Genomic DNA, 17007 nt, shown 5'->3' on the forward strand with positions numbered 1-17007 from the left:
GTTACACATTCCGAGTGGGGCCTATCGGCCGGTCAGTTTCGACAAGAGCGATGAAATCCCCGGTTTCTTGATCTTGCCCGGATTGGACTTTCCGGAGACCACGTGGGCGATTTCGGTGAAGACACCGGCAACCGGGTTCTTGGCTTCCAGTTCCGCAATCATCTGGCCGTTGTTCGCCGCGGTTCCGAAAAGCTGCGGCTCGAAGGGAATGGAAAGCAGCGACGTCATTCCGAGCGCCGTTGCGAATTCCTCCGGCTTGATCTCCGGTCGCTTCGGCACATTCACCCGGTTCATGACCAGGAGCGGCAAGCGGTCGTTCGGCCGCAACTGCTTGAGCGTGTCGACGACGTTCTTGGCATTGCGCAGGTTCGCCAGGTCGGGCTCGGCCACCATGACCACCTCGTCGGCACTGACCAGGACGTTCTTGACCCAGGCGTTCCAGGAATGAGGAACGTCAAGCACGATCGTCGGCGTGCTGGCGCGCATGGTGTCCATCAGAAGTTCGAACGAATGCTCGCTGTAGTCGTAGGTGCGCTCCAGCGAGGCCGGGGCGGCGAGCAGGCTCAGATGCTCGGAACATTTCGACAAGATACGGTCGAGCAGGGTTTCGTCGAGCCGTTCGGGAGCCGAGATCGCCTCAAAGACACCCTGTAGCGGATCCTGATTGAAGTCGAGGCCGGCCGTCCCGAAGGCCAGGTCCAGGTCGGCAACCACGGTTTCGTTCTGGTATTCCCGCGCCAGCGCCCAGGCTGCATTATGGGCGACGGTCGATGCCCCGCATCCGCCCTTCACCCCGAAAAACGCAACCGTGCGCCCCAACGGTTCGGACTGGGGATCGCCGTAAAGATCCCCGATCGCGCGGATCAACTGGTAGATGTCCAGCGGCGTAATGAGGTATTCGCTGACACCGCGATGCATGAGTTCGCGGTAGAGCGTCACGTCGTTCACGTCGCCGATGACGATGACCTTGGTCCCGGCATCACAAAATTCGGCGAGCTGATCGAGTTCGGTCAGGATATCACCCTGGTTGCCGCTGGTTTCGACGATGATGAGGTTCGGTGTCGGCGCCTGAGCATAATGTTCGATGGCAGCCGGGATCCCGCCCATGTGGACTTTTACATGGGCCTTCGTCATCCGCCGGTCTTCCGCCGCGGCCTCGACCGTCCGGGTCGTCGCGTCGGACAGACAGAAGCCCTGAACGGAGATCCGCGGAATCGGATGGGTCTCAAACCTGTCCTCGGGACGCTGCTGGGTGCTCTCCGGCATGCCATCGTGGCCCAAGTCCACAGCGTAGTTCGCCATATCCATGTCGATGCTCATGACCCTTCCTTACTCGGACACTTCGGCGCCTACGCCTTCTTTGTAATCGGATGCCGTTACCTTGCCCGCCCTGTAGTTTTCGAACACGACGGCCCGGCGCTGCTGGTCGGGCGGCTGAACCGCCCTCGGCGTGACCAGATCGGCCGGATTGGAAACGATCGCGGCCAGATTGGCCTGGCTTGCGCACCCGAAGTTTTCGTAGTCGATGTTCCGATTGAACTCGCCACCCATGTTTCTCGGCCATTCCCCACAAGGGCCGGCCGTCGCCATGACCCTCGGATAGGACAGGCGGATCGGCGCGTCGGCCGAAGCGTCTTCCACGGAGTAGCTGCGGGTGGTGACCCGGTTGCTGCCGACGCCGCCGCGTTTCAAGGCGGTGCGGATATGAGGGACCACCGAATGCACGGCTGCTTCGTTGCCGGCCCCTGCCGGAACGAGGATCTCAACCCGCCCGTTGCCGTTCTTGCGCGATTGCACGGCAAAAGCCGTAATGGTCTCCGACAGCGGCGCATTCAGATTGCGGGTGTTGTAACCGATCGGCAGATCCAGCGTTTCCGGTTGTTCGGTGACGACGATCGGATGGCGAAGCCTGTAGTCATTGGCAGCCAGCAGACTGGTGTCCGTACCCTGCGTCTGGGACTGACAGCCGGCCAGGGAGACAACCACCGCGCTCGCGAAACCGGCCCGGGTCACAAACGAGGACAGCTTATTCATCAATGCCTTCATCTGCCGTACCTCACTTGTAAATAAATCCGACCTGACCCTGGTAGGTCCCGGTCTCCGGCTCTCCCGGGCGGCGGAAAATCTTGTTCAGTCTGTTCAGGAACACGGTTTCGGAGTCGCTGGCAGGCATCAGATTCTGATCAGGTCGCACCAGTTTGCTGGCCGCCACCGGGTTGACCGTATAAGGGGTCACGAAAACCACGAGTTCCGTCTGCTGGCGCAGGAAATCGCGGCTTTTGAACAAGGCCCCCAGGACCGGCAACTGCATGAGGCCCGGTATCCCGGTGATCGACTGCTTGTAGGATTCCTGTAGCAATCCGGCCATCACCAGCGTTCCGCCGGAGGGAAGCTCGAGCGTCGATTCCGCCCTGCGGACCTTCAGTGCCGAGACCGTGATACCCCCGGTGGTGATCGCACCGTCACTGGACAATTCGCTCACTTCCGTCTTGACCCTGAGGCTGACCCGCCCCGCGGACAGGACGACCGGAGTGAAGTCGAGACCGACACCGAATTTCTTGAATTCGATCGAGATATCGCCGTCTGTCTGGGCCACCGGAATCGGGAACTCACCACCGGCCAGGAAACTCGCGTTTTCACCGGAGATTGCGGTCAAGGTCGGCTCAGCCAGGGTGCGGATCACGCCGTCGCGCTGCAAAGCCTCGATGCTGGCGGACAGGCTTGTGCCTCCGGCCGCGAAACTGCCGCCAGCAACCGCCTGCGACACGATCGACGAGTTCACCGGGAAGCTGGTGGAGTTGTTGAAGCCGCCTATGTAGTTGCCGACACCGATGGTGCCGCTCAGATTGACGCCGAGCTGTTTGACGATCGACCGCTCGACCTCGGCGACGGTGACTTTCAGATAGACCTGATCCTCTCCCTCAACGGAGATCATGTTCAGGACTTCGGAAGCCTTTGCTCCGGTTCCGGCGAAGCGGGCCGCGATATCGGCCGCGCGTTGCGCGTCGGCTGTATTGCGGGCGGTCCCTGACAGGATGATGTTGCCGCTCACGGAGTCGGCCATGATGTTCGACTTGGGAACGGCCCGGCGGATCAGCGCGGTCAGGTCGGATGTATCCGGTTCGACGCGCAGGTTGAAGGTCGCAAGCTCCCGGCCGCTCCGGCTGAACAGCACCAGATTTGCCTGGCCGGTCTTGTTGCCAAGAACGAAAACGCGATGCTGCGTGCGGACCACCGCATCGGCTATTTCGGGATTGGAAACCAGAACGTCGGCAACTTCTTCTGCGAGGTCGATGACCACCGAACGTCCGATCCCGACGCGCAGGAGACGTTCGGACACCCGCTCTCCTGCGGCAACATGTACCTGTTTGGGAAAGTTGTCTCCAGCCCGAGCTCCGCCAGGTGAGAGCAGGCTGGCCGCGAACAGGGACAGGATCAGGATTGCAGACCGCATCATGCCGATACCTCGCCCTCCCGTTTTTCGGTTTGTTGCATCGAGAAACTTCGTCATTGCGTGCCCGCCTGACTTGAAACGCCGTATTTCACAAAATTGACGCCCCCCCGGCGACGGACGGGGCCGTTGTCGTCGTCCGACGAGTCCTGGGCACTCCGCAAGGCCAGGGAAATGGTGCCGAGCTGCTGGGACTGGGCAACGATTTCAGCCTGTTCCGGGCTCAGTTCCAGCGTTGCCGTCCGTTTCGGCGACAAGGACTTTTCATCCTTTTCGCCGGCCGTCGTGGTGTCGATGGCAAGGACGCGAATGTTTTTAAGGAAGGTTTCGCTCAGGACCGTGCGATCTTCATTCTGCCGCGTCAGGATCAGGTCGACCTTGTCTCCGGGAAGAATGAACCCGCCGGCCGTGGTTTCCGCTTCGACCGCGACGGCGATCGCTCGCTTTCCTTTCGGCAGAATCGCGGCCATGAACCCCTTGTCGGTGTTGATGAGGCGTTGCGAGCGGATCGGTTCGCCCTGATAGATGGGGGCCTTGGCGATGTGCCCGACATAGGTCTCGCCCGCCTTCGGGTCTTTTGCGTGCGTGATGGCGCCGGGCGGAACCGCATCGCTTGGCCAATCGGCCCAGGAAAGGCTCTTTGCTGCCAGTTTCTGTCCCAGGCCGATATCCTTGGCCGCGACCAGAACCTGGATTTTCTCCGACTTTTCGGGCGATTCCGCCACCACCTTTTTCGGCGCCGGCGATTGGCTGGTCATAACCATGCGCGCGGCCAGGACACCCGCCCCGAGCGCAACACCAAGAACCAATAGTCGTGCGTACTTCATCACTAAACTCGCAAAATGAGGCGCAACGTTCTGCGCAGCTGACCATCATCTTGGAGTCCAATTCGTCAAAACATGGTTAATTAGGTATGAGGAAATATCGTTAAGAACTTTTAACCTTATTGAATAATTTATGAATAACTTGCAAACTGCAGTAAAATTACCAATGATTAACCATAAGATTGAAGCTCATTCTGAGCCAGAACAACAATAGCACGAGAAACTAGTGGAACGCGGGGAACCAGAACGTCGACGGGTAGACCTGAAGACCTGCCGCCGCGATCGCTATTCCATAGGGAATACCCGTCTTCCGGTCATGGAGACGCGCGATCCAGTCCTGGCGGAAAAGCGGGCCCGGCAGGACTGGCAGCGTCCGGAATGCCAACAGCCCGACGGTCAGGAACATGCCATAGATGGCAACCATCGTCAGGAACACAAGCAGGGTCTCATTGAAGCCGAGCCACAAGGCTATGGCACTGGCGAGCTTCGCATCGCCGCCGCCCATCCAGCCCAGGAAGAACATCGCAAAACAGGCGACAAAGACGATCGCGCCGCCGGCAAGATGCCAGCCCCATTGTTCGGGTGAGAGCCTCAGGGCAATGGCCAGGATGACAAAACCGGCCACCAGGAGAATGGAAACCCGGTTCGGGATCTTCATCGTGAACAGATCGGATGCGCCGGCGAAGGCGATCAGGATGGGAAAAACGATCAGCTGGATGTTTTCAATCATAACTCGATACCTGTTCCAAGGTGCCGGGGGCGCCGGACGCCTGTACCTGAAAACAGCCTAGCCGTTAAAAATTTAAGAAAAGAAAAAGCGGGCGATTGCTCGCCCGCTTTTCGAAACCAGTTCCCGAAAGGCGTCGCCGCCTTTCGGAAAAACCGTCAGACAGCTTACTGAGCGTCTGCGGTCGTCAGAGCCGAGCTGATGTCGGAGAAGATGTTCTTCAGGCTGTCGGACATGGTGCCGAGAACACCGATGATGACAACGGAAACGAGACCAGCGATCAGGCCGTATTCGATTGCGGTTGCGCCAGACTCATCGTTAGCGAAACGTGCGAAAATGTTCTTCATGTGTTTGCTCCAAATTCCACTTGTATTGACAGCTTCTTTTGCTTTGCCCATTGGACCTGTTGTCCGGTCCTTCCGAGGCATGTGTGGAACTTACGGCGCAGCAGTTTCCAACCGGTTAAATTTACCACTAACTTCTGATGTATTCCTGATAAAACTACCTATGGTTAACAGAATGCATACTTAACAATATGTTATTTATATAAAATCTACTCAATTCATTTCAAATATATCTATCTATTAATCCGTTATATTACGTACGTTATTCTTAAACGGGCAACAAAACAACTCTTCAGTGGAAAATTTATCTCACAAACCCCTCATCCTCATGGAAATACAGGGTGATTTTCCCGACATTTGCATCTGCACTATCATCTAGGCATTTGTCTCAGGCCTATTCGAATTACCCTAAAAACGCCTATAACGTGCACTTCTTTCGGCACTACAATCTCTCTCTCAGCCTTCACTCTTCTTCACGCGCCACGTTAGGGCTTCCTTCACCTTGTTACCGACTAATAGTCGAAACCCCGGCTGAATCTGGAGTACGCCATGTGTGTGAGGCTCACACTGCTAAAAAGACTGGCTGTTATGGCTTTGTTCGTCCTGACCACCGGCCTAGCATTCGCCAGCGAGGATCCGGTCACCGTTACGGTCGATCGCGCGAAGGTCTTCCGTATCAAGGAACCCGCGACCACAGTGATCGTCGGCAACCCTTTCATTGCCGACGTCTCCATGCACGACCATTTTACAGTCGTCGTCACCGGCAAGAGCTACGGAAGCACCAACCTGGTCATTCTCGACGACAAGGGTGAGCCGATCATCGATGAAGTCATCATCGTCCGCGCGTCCGAAGACAATGTCGTCTCCGTCACCCGCAACGCGATGCGCCAGACCTATACGTGCGCGCCGGTTTGCGAACCGACACTGCGACTCGGCGATGCGCAAGCGGCCTTCGATACCTTTGCGGCGCAGGCAACCATGCGCAATGACCTTGCCGAAAAGGCCGCCGGCGTCGCCAAATAGGAAAGAAGGAAATGACAAGCCCCCGTTTCTCCCTTCACGGACTGGCAGGCCGGCTGATCCGGAAAGCCGCACGGATCGGTCGTCGATACTCGGATGACCGCCGGGGGGTAACGGCAATCGAGTTCGCCATCGTCGGAATCCCCTTTCTGATGATCGTTCTCGGCATCGTGGAAATGGGGTTGGCCTTCTTCGTCAACCGTCTCATCGACAACGCGGTTCTTGAATCCGCCCGCATCGTGCGCACGGGCCAGGCACAGAAGGCCAGTTTCGACGCTGACGCGTTCAAGGACGAGATCTGTTCCAATCTGCCGGGGTTCCTGTGCAACAAGAAAAAGTTCATCGTCGATGTGACCACTTATACCGACTTCACCTCACTCGGCACGATGGAATCGCTGTTCGATGAAGACGGCGATCTGAAGGACAGTTTCACTTTCAATATCGGCTGTGCCAATTCAATCGTGGTCGCGCGGGTCGTCTACCGCTGGCCGATGTTCACCGCTTTGCTGCGGTTCGACAGCGGCGATACGGGAAGTGCCGAACGTCTTCTTTATTCAACGGCGGTCTTCCGGAATGAACCGTTTCCGTGGAGCTGTTCGTAATGTCTGATACAATCACCCATGTTTTGCGCACCGCCGCGCGACGCCTGCGAGCCGACACGCGGGGTATCGCTGCGGTGGAGTTCGCCCTGCTCCTGCCGTTCCTGCTGATCCTTCTGATCGGCATGTCAGAGACGGTCACCGCACTGAACACCGATCGCAAGGTCAGCCAGGTTGCCAGTTCCGCCGCCGACCTTGTGGCGCAGACTGAAACGATCAGCGTCGGCGAAATCTCCGATATCATGGTTGCTGCCGAGCAGATCATGCTTCCTTACTCGGATTCGCCGCTCGATGTGATCATCGCGAGCGTCACTTTCGACGGAAAAGGAGATGCGATCGTCGACTGGAGCCTGAACAAGAGTGGCGACGAACCCTGGGGGGGCGGAACGACACCAGATATCGATATACCGGAGTCGATCTCGGTTGCCGGCCAATCGCTTGTTATAGGCAAGTCCTCATACACCTACGTGCCGCTGTTTGCTTCGATGCTGCAACACATCTTTCCGCGCGCGACATCGATGGAACTCGGCGACACCTATTTTTTGAAACCGCGCCTGTCGACGAAGGTCACGCTCACCAACAACTGAGCCCGGGTAGGCAACCCGCGGGCGGTTTTGAAACATACCCAATTGCGCGTATTTGTTCCGTCGCAAAAGATGATTACCCTGACCGCAAAATTTGCTGCACTGCGGGACCTCTCCTCAAAACCTATCCCGCGTTCGACAAGGGGACGGCATGCCGACAAATCGCACCTACGAGCAGATATCCGTCGGGGATACGGCCGAGATTTCAAAAATATGCACCGCGAACGACCTTCTGGTGTTCGCGCATGCCTCGGGCAATCACAATCCTTTGCACCTGCCGGATACGGACTGGACCGGGGACGGCAAGATCGACAAGCCGGTGGCTCCGTCCATGTGGATCGGCGCTCTGGTTTCCGCGGTTCTGGGCAATATCCTTCCCGGACCGGGAACGGTCTACAGGAGCCAGACCTTCAACTTCCACGACCGGGTCGCGGTCGGCGAGACCTTGACTGTCCGGCTTGAAGTCACGTCCAAGCTGCCGGACGGTGTGGTCGAACTCGATGTCAAGGTGACCAAGGACGACGGCACCCTGGTCGCAAACGGCATGGCCGGCGTGATCGCGCCGTCCCGGACCATTGAGTTCGCCGCCTCGGAGCTGCCGTCCCTGCTCGTGGAACGGCACCGGCATTTCAATCGTCTTCTGGAATTGGCGAAGACGCTTCCGCCGCTGCCGACGGCCGTGGTCGCCCCGGATGATCCCAATTCCCTGGAAGGCGCCCTGAAGGCTGCCCGGGAAGGTCTGATCCAACCGGTGCTGATCGGCGCGGGCGACCGCATCAGGAAGGCCGCGGAAGCACTCAAGGAAGACATTTCCGGCCACGAACTGATCGACATCGAGAACGAATCCGAAGCTGCCGCACGCGCGGTCGCCATGGTTCACGAAGGCAGGGTCCGTGCGGTCATGAAGGGTCACCTTCATACAGACGACCTTTTACATCACGTGGTCAAGCGCGAGGGCGGGCTGCGCACCAAGAGGCGGATCAGCCACGTCTTCGTCATGGACATTCCCGGGCGCGAGACCCCGGTCCTGATTTCCGACGCGGCGATCAACATCGTGCCCGACCTCAATACCAAGGTCGACATTACCCAGAACGCGATCGACTGCGCGCTGTCGCTTGGTCTGGAAACCCCGAAGGTCGGCATTCTGTCGGCCATTGAAACCGTCAATCCGGCCATTCCTTCGAGCCTCGATGCGGCGATTCTTTCCAAGATGGCCGAACGCGGCCAGATCAGGGGCGGCATCGTCGACGGCCCGCTCGCCATGGACAATGCAATCGACGTCCAGGCTGCCCGGACGAAGGGCATCACCTCGCTGGTCGCCGGTCACGCGGAAGTCCTGATCGTGCCCAATCTGGAATCGGGCAACATGCTTGCCAAGGAACTCACCTTCATCGCCCATGCGGAAGCCGCCGGGCTGGTGATCGGCGCCAAGGTCCCCATCATGCTGACGAGCCGTGCCGATGATGTCCGGGCAAGGCTGGCCTCCTGCGCTCTCGCCCTCCTGTACCATTACTGGCTTGTCAACGGCGCGCCGGTCGCACTCCTGAAAAGCGGGGAAGCCTGATCATGGCGGATCAGCCGGATATCCTGGTCCTGAACTCCGGGTCCTCGTCGATCAAATTCAATCTCTACGAAGGCGAACGGCAACTCATTTCCGGCCAGATTTCCGGCCTTGGCGTCCAGCCCCATATCCATCTGCACCTGCACGGCAGGTCGGAAGACCTCAACGAGGATCTCAGCACGCAAGACGGCGCCACCCATGAAACCGCCCTGGCGGCCCTGCTGACCATCCTGGAGCGCGAAACAGGCAAGATCTCCGTGGAGGCGATCGGGCACCGGGTGGTGCACGGCGGCGTCGACTATGCGGCCCCGCTGGTGCTCGACGATGAAAAGCTCAATGAACTGGCCCGCCTCAATCCGCTGGCGCCCCTGCACCAGCCGCATAACCTCGCCGGCATCCGGGCGTCGCGAACCGCATTCCCGAAGGCGCTGCAGGTTGCCTGTTTCGACACGGCCTTCCACCGCCATCATCCGTGGGTGAACGACACCTTCGCCCTGCCCCGCAGCCTCTACAACGAAGGCATCCGGCGCTACGGCTTTCACGGCCTGTCCTACGAATATATCTGTTCCTACCTGCAAGAGCATCACGTAGAGGCTTTCGGCGGAAAGCTCGTCGTCGCCCATCTGGGCAACGGCGCCTCCATGTGCGCCATCGACAAAGGCAGGAGCATCGGGTCCACGATGGGCTTTACCGCCCTCGACGGTCTGCCCATGGGCACCCGGTGCGGCCAGCTCGATCCCGGTGTCGTGCTCTATCTCCTGACCACCAAGGGGATGAGCCCCGACGAGATTTCGGACCTGCTCTACAAGGACTCAGGTCTCAAAGGCCTTTCGGGCCTGACTTCGGACATGCGTCTTCTGAGCGAGAGCGACGATCCCGCAGCGGCCGAAGCGATCGACTATTTCGTGTTCCGAATCCGTCGGGAACTCGGCTCCATGGCGGCGATCCTGCGCGGGCTCGACACGCTGGTCTTCACCGGCGGGATCGGAGAACATTCCGCACTCGTGCGCGAACGGGTCTGCGGGGACCAGGACTGGCTCGGTCTGAAAATCGACCGCCAGAAAAACGCGGCAAACGCCGCCGACATTTCCGCCGACGGGTCTAGGGTCAGGATCATGGCCGTCCCGACCAACGAGGAAGAGATGATCCGCCGGCATACCCTCGAATTGCTTGAGGACGTTACCGGCTAGGGTTTTCCAGTGACGGTTCAGCTGGCTCTTCTGCAGACGGGTGCTCCTGCGAGCGTCTACCTTCCAGAACGGCCTGGTATTTCGGCTCGTAGGTCCGCAGCACCGCCCGGTAGTCCGCGTGAACCACGGGTTCGAACCCGCCGGGCATATCCGGCTCGATCGCGAAATAGGCGTCCGGCGCCTGGTCCTTCATGTCCAGAAGGGCGCCGCGCAGTTTTCGCTTGAATTCGTCGGGCAGGGACAGGCGCACGGTATGCGCATCGTAGGGGATCGGCGGCGATTGCCAGATCACCTTCAGCCGGTTCATGCCAGGGGAGCCGGAAAGATAGAACTCGTTCAAGGTGCCGGCGGTATAGCCGGACCCAGCACTGCCGGCGAGTGTCGACCACGCCGTTGCCGCATCCACTCTTCCGTCAAGCACTGCCTGCAGGCCATCGACCGGATCGCGCATGCGCACGAGATTGCGGAAGAAGCTCCTGGGATCGGCCCCTTCGGCCGCCAGATTTGTCAGCGGGACACGGTAACCGGTCACCGATTCAGGCGCCTGCACCCCAAGCCGGCCATCGGCGAGATCTGCCAAAGTCAGCGGGCGTTCGGTCGCCCGGCTGACGATCAGGGCGTAGTAGCGCGCGGGAAAAGCATCGGGACGGGCCGTTGCGAGCGGCTCCACGCATTCGCACAGGGAATAGGTCGCGGCATAGGCGGACGCGGACAGGCGGGCATAGTCGATATCCCCCGCGGCCAGGGCATCCACCACGTTCCCCAGAGTATCCAGAAGGAACAGGTCAACCGGCAGATCGAGGGCGACTTCCAGTTCCGCACGGAACGGTTCGAGGCGGTCGCGGATCGTTTCGTCGGTGCCGACGGCAACGCCAAGCCGAAGCCTGCGGAGCGGATCCGGATTTTCCTTTTCTGCAGCCGCCGCCCCTGCTAACGGAAGCAGGCACGCCAGCATGATGGCCGCCAGTTTTTTCATGTTCACACGAATACCATCCCATGATGGTTTCTTAAGGTCTATCCGATTCGTCCCACCTCTTAACCGGATGCCATCCTCCTAGGAGCCCCCATGCCCAAGTCCGTCGACACGGTCGTTTTCGACATCGGTAACGTTCTGATCGAGTGGGATCCGGAGAACCTCTACAGCAAGCTTATTCCGGACCCGGACGAACGCCACCGGTTTTTGAACGAAATCTGCACCATGGACTGGAACCTTCAACAGGATCTTGGCCGATCCTGGGAGGAGGCCGTCGGCGAATTGACCGCCATCTATCCGGAGCACAAGGACCTGATTGCCGCCTATTCCGACCGCTGGCACGAGATGGTTCCGGGCGAGGTTCCCGGCAGCGTCGCGATCCTGGAGGCGCTGAAGACCGCCGACGTACCGCTCTATGCGATCACCAATTTCTCGAGCGAAAAATTCACCGAAGCCAAGGCCCGCTTCCCGTTCCTCGCTTCGAGCTTCCGGGACACGGTCGTTTCCGCCGAGGAACGGCTTTTGAAGCCGGACCGGCGTATCTTCGAAGCGCTGCTGACCCGCAACAATCTGGAAGCAAGCGCCTGCGTCTTCATCGACGATTCGTTGAAAAACGTCGAAGGCGCCCGGGACGCGGGACTGGAAGCCGTCCACTTCACAGGCGCCGACAAGCTGCGCGCCGACCTGGCAGAGTTCGGTTTCAGGGTCTGAATTCGCTGGTGTCCGGTCTAACGGCGACTGTGTCGAAACCCTGGATTATCGTCTTGTTTTCCTCTCCCCCCTTGAGGGGGAGATGTCTCCGTCAGGAGACAGAGGGGGGTATAAGCCTCCCGGAAAATTCGGCATTTCAGAATGGGCGGCACCGTTTCACCCCCCTCTGTCGGCTCTCGCCGACATCTCCCCCTCAAGGGGGGAGATGGGAGTGGGCGGGACTGTTTTTCGTGTCCAGTCCATCCCGGAGTGGGGTGGCTTATGCTTACAAAAACTTCACAAGTAGACCAGGCAACAGTGGTCTGACGGCCGGCGATCAGCCGGCTTCAAACCCTTTCAGGACGTTGACGCAGTTCGTCCCGAGCGCGTCGACCGCGTAGCCGCCCTCCATCAGGAAGACGGTCGGGACATTAAGCGCGGCGATCCGCTGACCAAGCTTCGTGAAGTCGTCGCTCTTGAACTTGAAGCCGGAAATCGGGTCGTTTTCGAAACAGTCCATCCCGAGAGACACGATCAGGATATCCGGCTTGAACACCTGAACCCAGCGGCAGGCGTCCTCAAGGGCCGGCGAATAGCCGTCCCAGTCCGTGCCGAGCGGCAGCGGCCAGTTCCGGTTGAAGCCGGTTCCGGCATTTTCGCCGGTCTCGTCCTCATGACCCAGGAAGTAGGGATATTCCTGCATCGGGTCCGAATGCAGCGACAGGAACAGGACGTCGGAACGGTCGTAGAAGATCGACTGGGTCCCGTTGCCGTGATGATAATCCACATCGAGGATGGCGACCCGGTCGGTGCCATTGTCGCGCAGCCATTGCGCCGCGATGGCGGCATTGTTCAGGAAGCAGTAGCCGCCGAAGAAATCGCGGCCGCTGTGATGGCCCGGCGGACGGCACAGTCCAAAGGCTGCGGTCTCGCCTTCCTTCACCAGCTTCGCCGCCGTCAGGGCCGTGTTCGCGGACGCCTTCGCCGCGGCAAATGTGTGTTCGCCGAGCGGTGTGCCGGCATCCATGGAATACCGGCCGAGCAGCCCGTCGATATGATTTGGGGCGACATCGGCTCTCAACGTGCGCACCGGCCAAACGAAGGGGAACGCCTCTTTGGTGCGTCCGGCGGCGGTCCAGCGGCTCCAGAAACTCTCCATGAAGTTCAGATAGTCGGGATCATGAACCCGCTGCAGCGGACGGAGGCCGAAGTCCTCCGGTTCCATGACCTCGCCGAGCCCACGTTCCTCGACGGTTCGCAGGACGATCCTGGCGCGTTCCGGGATCTCGACCGCCGGCTTCAATTCGCCGTCGCAGATTTCCTGTTTGGGGTCGTGATCAAACTGGAGGGAAGAAAAGACCGTTTTCAAGCGAATACCCCTGAAACATGCCTGGCTTACGACCCGCGTCAACCGGGACCGATGTCAGGCCTCTGACGTAAATCTGTACTCAGATACGTGCGTATAGGTTTCTCCCGGCCGCAACAAGACATTCGTGAAATTGTCGTGGTTGGCACTGTCGGGCCAGCGCTGCGGCTCCAGGCACAGGCCCGCATTGGGGCCGTAGATCCTGCCCTCAAGGCCGGGCACGGGGACATCGACCTTGAAACCGTCATAAAGCTGCAGGCCCGGCTCCGTCGTCCAAAGCTCCATGCGGCATTTGCCCGCCCGGTCTTCCACGGCGGCGGCGAATTCCACCTCGTCACGTGGGCCATCGGCGAGGCAGAAATTGTGATCGAAGATCACGCCTTCCTCGCCCGGCTTGCGGCGCAGCTTGCGGCCTTCGAGGAAGTCATAAGGCGTCCATGCCACCTGGCGGATCTCCCCTGTGGGCAGGCCCGCTTCGTCGACGGGCAAATATGTGTCCGCCACGATCTCTACGGTGTGGTCGAGAATGTCCAGACTGCCGTCCAGATTGAAATAACTGTGCTGGGTCAGGTTGACGAGCGTCGGCTTGTCGGTGGTGGCCGTGAATTTCACCCGCAACGCGCCGGCGCCGGTCAACGTGTAGCGCACCAAGGCCTCGACCCGGCCGGGATAGCCTTCCTCGCCGTCTTCCGACACATATTTCAAAAGCACGCTGCCCTTGTCGTGCTGCTCCAGGCTCCAGACCCGGCTGGCAAAGCCGGTCTTGCCGCCGTGAAGCTGGTTGCCGTTTTCATTGGCCCCGAGCTTGTACTCCGTGCCGTCGATGGTCACGGTCGCATTGGAAATCCGGTTGGCGCAGCGGCCGGGCACGGCGCCGAAATAGGGCGAATGGGCGACATAGCTTTCAAGATCGTCAAACCCGAGCACGACGGACCGTCCGTTGAATTTCAGATCCCGGATGATGGCGCCATAGGTCAGGACGGCCGCCTCCAGCGGGCCTTTCTTCAGCGTGATTTCCTGAATGGCCGTACCGTCGGCCAGGGTTCCGAATTCGCGGATCATGCGGTCGACCTTGTTTGTTCTTTTTTGGAAAGGATGGAAAATCAAGAAGGCATATTACTACAGCACGAGAGGCAACGCCCGTCGTAGTCTCGGCGAAACATTCTGAATGTTGTCTTTCAAATATTCCAACTCGTATTTTCTGAAGTATTTACTATTCACAATGGAAGGACACACAGCCTCCGCATATGCTCTTACATACATTTCGGCAATACTGCTGTAATTGCCACTTCCTATGAACTTTAATGCATCTGACGCGTTCACTTCAATCTCATCAGCACGTCCAAGCTTTCCTAAGGCATAGCATTTGATAAGCAACGCCTCTGTTTGAATATACGCGCCCTGTAATTTATCAATTTCTTTGATTGCACCCTCATATTGACCGGCAGCCATATTCTCGAGAACGCGGTTCATAATAAATGCGTTTTTAAATCCGGTTACAATCTTTCGGACGAATGACAACATAATCGCCCCCTCCAAGCGCTACCTTTGATCAAAAGGTCGCAGGTTCCCCTATCCGCAACCTCTGAACGAACGGTACTGATACACGCCATACGCCTCAAGGGGCACAAGAGTTTCTCGTGCCCCTTTTTTCAATTCAGAGTGCAGACGATCAAAGCGTCTGATTGTATTCGCCGACTTCCGGGTTTTCGCGCAGGACCGTATCGACCGCCTTGAACATGGCGTGCAGGCGTTCTTCCGAGGCCGGGCTTTCGATCACGACCACCAGTTCCGGCTTGTTGGACGAGGCGCGCACCAGGCCCCAGGTGCCGTCGTCGGTGACGACGCGCACGCCGTTGACGGTGATCAGGTCCGTGATCGGACGGCCGGCGATGGTCTCGCCCTTTTCCTGCATGTCCTTGAACCGGGCGACGACACGGTCGACGACATCGTATTTGATCTCGTCCTCGCAGTGCGGCGACATGGTGGGCGAGCCCCAGGTCTTGGGCAGGTCGCGGCGCAGATCCGCCATGGTCTTGTCCGGGTTGCGATCGAGCATGTCGAGGATCGCGATTGCCGAGACAAGGCCGTCATCGTAGCCGCGGCCGATCGGGGCGTTGAAGAAATAATGGCCGGATTTCTCGAAACCGACGATGGCGCCCAGTTCGGTCACCCGGCGCTTGATGTAGGAATGGCCGGTCTTGAAATAGTCGGTGGTGGCGCCGTTGGCCTTGAGCACCGGATCGGTGTTGAACAGGCCGGTCGACTTGACGTCGACGACGAACTTGCTGTTCGGATGAAGCGCGGAGATATCGCGGGCGAGCATGACGCCGACCTTGTCGGCGAAGATCTCCTCGCCCTCGTTGTCGACGACGCCGCAGCGGTCGCCGTCGCCGTCGAAGCCAAGGCCGACCTCGGCGCCGGTTTCCAGAACCTTGTCGCGCAGGGCATGAAGCATCTTCATGTCTTCCGGGTTCGGATTGTAGCGCGGGAAGGTGAAGTCGAGATCCGTATCCAGCGGGATCACGTCGGCACCGAGGGCTTCCAGGATGCGCGGCGCGAAGGCGCCGGCGGTGCCGTTGCCGCAGGCGGCCACGATCTTGATCGGGCGCTTCAGCTTCGGCCGGTCGGTCAGGTCGTTGAAATAAACTTCAGGGAAATTCTCCACGAAACGGTAGCTGCCGCCGCCCTTCAGGTTAAAGGCGGCCTCGAGCACGATCTCCTTCAGCCGGCCCATTTCGTCCGGACCGAAGGTCAGCGGGCGGTTGATGCCCATCTTGACGCCGGTCCAGCCGTTGTCGTTGTGCGAAGCGGTGATCATGGCAACGGCCGGCACATCAAGCGCAAACTGGGCGAAATAGGCCATCGGCGACAGCGCGAGGCCGATGTCATGCACGTTGATGCCGGCGGCCAGCAGGCCGTTGATGACGGCCATCTTGATGGACGCGGAATAGCTGCGGAAGTCGTGGCCGACGACGATGTCGGGGCGGACGCCACGCTCATGCATCAGGGTGCCGATGCCCATGCCGAGCGCCTGCATGCCCATCAGGTTGATTTCCTTCTCGAACAACCAGCGGGCGTCGTATTCGCGGAAGCCGGTCGGCTTCACCATCGGACGGGATTCATACTCGTAGGTGTTCGGCTTCAGCAGAGCCACGGGCTTGGGCAACATCAAAGAACCTCTCTCAGGGGCAATTGTCTCGGGGAGCAATCGGTTGTGCAATGTGTGAGCAGAAATGGGCGTTTTTGGTTCCGGCAGGTTATTGTTCGAGGATAAGGGTGTTATCCGAAATATGAAACCGCTCCAGTCTGCCTAAAGCCGACATTCCCAGCAAGGGCGTTGTCAGCAGGCCGTCTTCCAGAACCATGACATCGACGTCCTTCAACCGGATCGGACCAAGGCGCAGATCACGCAGGGTGGCGGCCGCCCCCTTGGCAATCCCGTTCGCGGTTGTCACCCGCATATTATAATCGGAAGGTTGCAGAAATATGCCAATGTTTCGGGCGACATCCTCAGGCAAGGCGATCTTGGACGCTCCGGTATCGACCAGCAGGGTGACTTCGCGGCCGTTCAGACTCGCTTCAGTGACGTACTGGCCGTTGCGGGCCATGGGAATTTCGAAGGTCTTGGATCCGGTGTCGGTGTCTTCGCTATCGGCAACTTCTTCTGCCTGTACC

At 59.3% G+C, this 17007-nt stretch carries 18 protein-coding genes; 6 read left to right on the plus strand and 12 right to left on the minus strand.

What is annotated here, in order from left to right; genetic code table 11:
* Positions 1 to 21: 21 nt before the first annotated feature.
* The 6 genes from ABIN98_RS01610 to ABIN98_RS01635 form a co-directional block, all read right to left on the minus strand.
* Positions 22 to 1320, minus strand: coding sequence for a CpaE family protein (locus tag ABIN98_RS01610; protein WP_346906798.1), 1299 nt, complete (start codon positions 1318 to 1320; stop codon positions 22 to 24).
* A 9-nt stretch (positions 1321 to 1329) separates the two neighbouring features.
* Complete coding sequence (locus tag ABIN98_RS01615) at positions 1330 to 2034, minus strand: CpaD family pilus assembly protein (protein WP_346906800.1); 705 nt, start codon at positions 2032 to 2034, stop codon at positions 1330 to 1332.
* Between the two features lie 22 nt (positions 2035 to 2056).
* Complete coding sequence (locus tag ABIN98_RS01620; RefSeq protein ID WP_346906802.1) at positions 2057 to 3457, minus strand: type II and III secretion system protein family protein; 1401 nt, start codon at positions 3455 to 3457, stop codon at positions 2057 to 2059.
* A gap of 50 nt (positions 3458 to 3507) precedes the next feature.
* Positions 3508 to 4278 carry a Flp pilus assembly protein CpaB gene (gene cpaB / locus ABIN98_RS01625; RefSeq protein ID WP_346906804.1) on the minus strand — a complete coding sequence of 257 codons (771 nt, stop codon included), beginning with the start codon at positions 4276 to 4278 and terminating at the stop codon, positions 3508 to 3510.
* A gap of 220 nt (positions 4279 to 4498) precedes the next feature.
* Positions 4499 to 5005, minus strand: a complete 507-nt coding sequence (locus tag ABIN98_RS01630; RefSeq protein WP_346906806.1) for a prepilin peptidase — start codon at positions 5003 to 5005, stop codon at positions 4499 to 4501.
* A 164-nt stretch (positions 5006 to 5169) separates the two neighbouring features.
* Complete coding sequence (locus ABIN98_RS01635) at positions 5170 to 5349, minus strand: Flp family type IVb pilin (protein WP_346906808.1); 180 nt, start codon at positions 5347 to 5349, stop codon at positions 5170 to 5172.
* 585 nt (positions 5350 to 5934) lie between these two features.
* On the opposite strand from ABIN98_RS01635, the gene ABIN98_RS01640 reads away from it, so the two are divergent.
* The 5 genes from ABIN98_RS01640 to ABIN98_RS01660 all read left to right on the plus strand — a co-directional run bounded on the left by ABIN98_RS01640 (position 5935) and on the right by ABIN98_RS01660 (position 10300).
* Positions 5935 to 6369 carry a pilus assembly protein N-terminal domain-containing protein gene (locus ABIN98_RS01640; protein WP_346906810.1) on the plus strand — a complete coding sequence of 145 codons (435 nt, stop codon included), beginning with the start codon at positions 5935 to 5937 and terminating at the stop codon, positions 6367 to 6369.
* Between the two features lie 11 nt (positions 6370 to 6380).
* Entirely contained in the window at positions 6381 to 6968 is a 588-nt protein-coding gene (locus tag ABIN98_RS01645; protein WP_346906812.1) for a TadE/TadG family type IV pilus assembly protein, read from the plus strand.
* A complete protein-coding gene (locus ABIN98_RS01650; RefSeq protein WP_346906814.1) occupies positions 6953 to 7552 on the plus strand; it encodes a TadE/TadG family type IV pilus assembly protein in 600 nt (199 codons plus the stop codon). Before ABIN98_RS01645 ends, ABIN98_RS01650 begins: the two co-directional genes overlap by 16 nt.
* A gap of 148 nt (positions 7553 to 7700) precedes the next feature.
* A complete protein-coding gene (locus ABIN98_RS01655) occupies positions 7701 to 9113 on the plus strand; it encodes a bifunctional enoyl-CoA hydratase/phosphate acetyltransferase (RefSeq protein WP_346906816.1) in 1413 nt (470 codons plus the stop codon).
* A gap of 2 nt (positions 9114 to 9115) precedes the next feature.
* Positions 9116 to 10300, plus strand: coding sequence for an acetate/propionate family kinase (locus tag ABIN98_RS01660; RefSeq protein ID WP_346906818.1), 1185 nt, complete (start codon positions 9116 to 9118; stop codon positions 10298 to 10300).
* Here ABIN98_RS01660 and ABIN98_RS01665 read toward each other — a convergent pair.
* Positions 10290 to 11276 carry a phosphate/phosphite/phosphonate ABC transporter substrate-binding protein gene (locus tag ABIN98_RS01665; RefSeq protein ID WP_346906836.1) on the minus strand — a complete coding sequence of 329 codons (987 nt, stop codon included), beginning with the start codon at positions 11274 to 11276 and terminating at the stop codon, positions 10290 to 10292. The two genes, ABIN98_RS01660 and ABIN98_RS01665, sit on opposite strands and share 11 nt — an antisense overlap.
* 90 nt (positions 11277 to 11366) lie before the next feature.
* Between ABIN98_RS01665 and ABIN98_RS01670 the strand changes: the two genes are divergently transcribed.
* Complete coding sequence (locus ABIN98_RS01670; protein ID WP_346906820.1) at positions 11367 to 11984, plus strand: HAD family phosphatase; 618 nt, start codon at positions 11367 to 11369, stop codon at positions 11982 to 11984.
* Between the two features lie 316 nt (positions 11985 to 12300).
* Here ABIN98_RS01670 and ABIN98_RS01675 read toward each other — a convergent pair whose 3' ends face one another.
* The 5 genes from ABIN98_RS01675 to ABIN98_RS01695 all read right to left on the minus strand — a co-directional run.
* On the minus strand, positions 12301 to 13332 hold the full coding sequence (locus ABIN98_RS01675) for a histone deacetylase family protein (protein WP_346906822.1): 1032 nt from the start codon (positions 13330 to 13332) through the stop codon (positions 12301 to 12303).
* 54 nt (positions 13333 to 13386) lie between these two features.
* The gene (locus ABIN98_RS01680) at positions 13387 to 14391 is read right to left on the minus strand and encodes an aldose epimerase family protein (RefSeq protein WP_346906824.1); all 1005 of its coding nucleotides are present in this window, start codon (positions 14389 to 14391) and stop codon (positions 13387 to 13389) included.
* Positions 14392 to 14448: 57 nt separating this feature from the next.
* Entirely contained in the window at positions 14449 to 14853 is a 405-nt protein-coding gene (locus ABIN98_RS01685; protein ID WP_346906826.1) for a hypothetical protein, read from the minus strand.
* A gap of 148 nt (positions 14854 to 15001) precedes the next feature.
* Positions 15002 to 16501 carry a phosphomannomutase/phosphoglucomutase gene (locus ABIN98_RS01690; protein ID WP_346906828.1) on the minus strand — a complete coding sequence of 500 codons (1500 nt, stop codon included), beginning with the start codon at positions 16499 to 16501 and terminating at the stop codon, positions 15002 to 15004.
* 88 nt (positions 16502 to 16589) lie between these two features.
* On the minus strand, positions 16590 to 17007 hold a 418-nt coding region (locus ABIN98_RS01695; protein ID WP_346906830.1), incomplete at its 5' end, for a TIGR02281 family clan AA aspartic protease.

This window comes from uncultured Roseibium sp. (assembly GCF_963675095.2).
Classification (GTDB): Bacteria; Pseudomonadota; Alphaproteobacteria; order Rhizobiales; family Stappiaceae; genus Roseibium.

Excerpts from the sequence above, each read along its gene's own strand:
- ABIN98_RS01640 (WP_346906810.1), top strand. The coding sequence starts at position 5,935 with ATGGCTTTGTTCGTCCTGACCACCGGCCTAGCATTCGCCAGCGAGGAT.
- ABIN98_RS01655 (WP_346906816.1), top strand. The coding sequence starts at position 7,701 with ATGCCGACAAATCGCACCTACGAGCAGATATCCGTCGGGGATACGGCC.
- ABIN98_RS01670 (WP_346906820.1), top strand. The coding sequence starts at position 11,367 with ATGCCCAAGTCCGTCGACACGGTCGTTTTCGACATCGGTAACGTTCTG.
- ABIN98_RS01680 (WP_346906824.1), bottom strand. The coding sequence starts at position 14,391 with ATGATCCGCGAATTCGGAACCCTGGCCGACGGTACGGCCATTCAGGAA.
- ABIN98_RS01685 (WP_346906826.1), bottom strand. The coding sequence starts at position 14,853 with ATGTTGTCATTCGTCCGAAAGATTGTAACCGGATTTAAAAACGCATTT.
- ABIN98_RS01690 (WP_346906828.1), bottom strand. The coding sequence starts at position 16,501 with ATGTTGCCCAAGCCCGTGGCTCTGCTGAAGCCGAACACCTACGAGTAT.
- ABIN98_RS01630 (WP_346906806.1), bottom strand. The coding sequence starts at position 5,005 with ATGATTGAAAACATCCAGCTGATCGTTTTTCCCATCCTGATCGCCTTC.
- ABIN98_RS01610 (WP_346906798.1), bottom strand. The coding sequence starts at position 1,320 with ATGAGCATCGACATGGATATGGCGAACTACGCTGTGGACTTGGGCCAC.
- ABIN98_RS01620 (WP_346906802.1), bottom strand. The coding sequence starts at position 3,457 with ATGATGCGGTCTGCAATCCTGATCCTGTCCCTGTTCGCGGCCAGCCTG.
- ABIN98_RS01635 (WP_346906808.1), bottom strand. The coding sequence starts at position 5,349 with ATGAAGAACATTTTCGCACGTTTCGCTAACGATGAGTCTGGCGCAACC.
- ABIN98_RS01660 (WP_346906818.1), top strand. The coding sequence starts at position 9,116 with ATGGCGGATCAGCCGGATATCCTGGTCCTGAACTCCGGGTCCTCGTCG.
- cpaB (WP_346906804.1), bottom strand. The coding sequence starts at position 4,278 with ATGAAGTACGCACGACTATTGGTTCTTGGTGTTGCGCTCGGGGCGGGT.
- ABIN98_RS01645 (WP_346906812.1), top strand. The coding sequence starts at position 6,381 with ATGACAAGCCCCCGTTTCTCCCTTCACGGACTGGCAGGCCGGCTGATC.
- ABIN98_RS01665 (WP_346906836.1), bottom strand. The coding sequence starts at position 11,276 with ATGAAAAAACTGGCGGCCATCATGCTGGCGTGCCTGCTTCCGTTAGCA.
- ABIN98_RS01615 (WP_346906800.1), bottom strand. The coding sequence starts at position 2,034 with ATGAATAAGCTGTCCTCGTTTGTGACCCGGGCCGGTTTCGCGAGCGCG.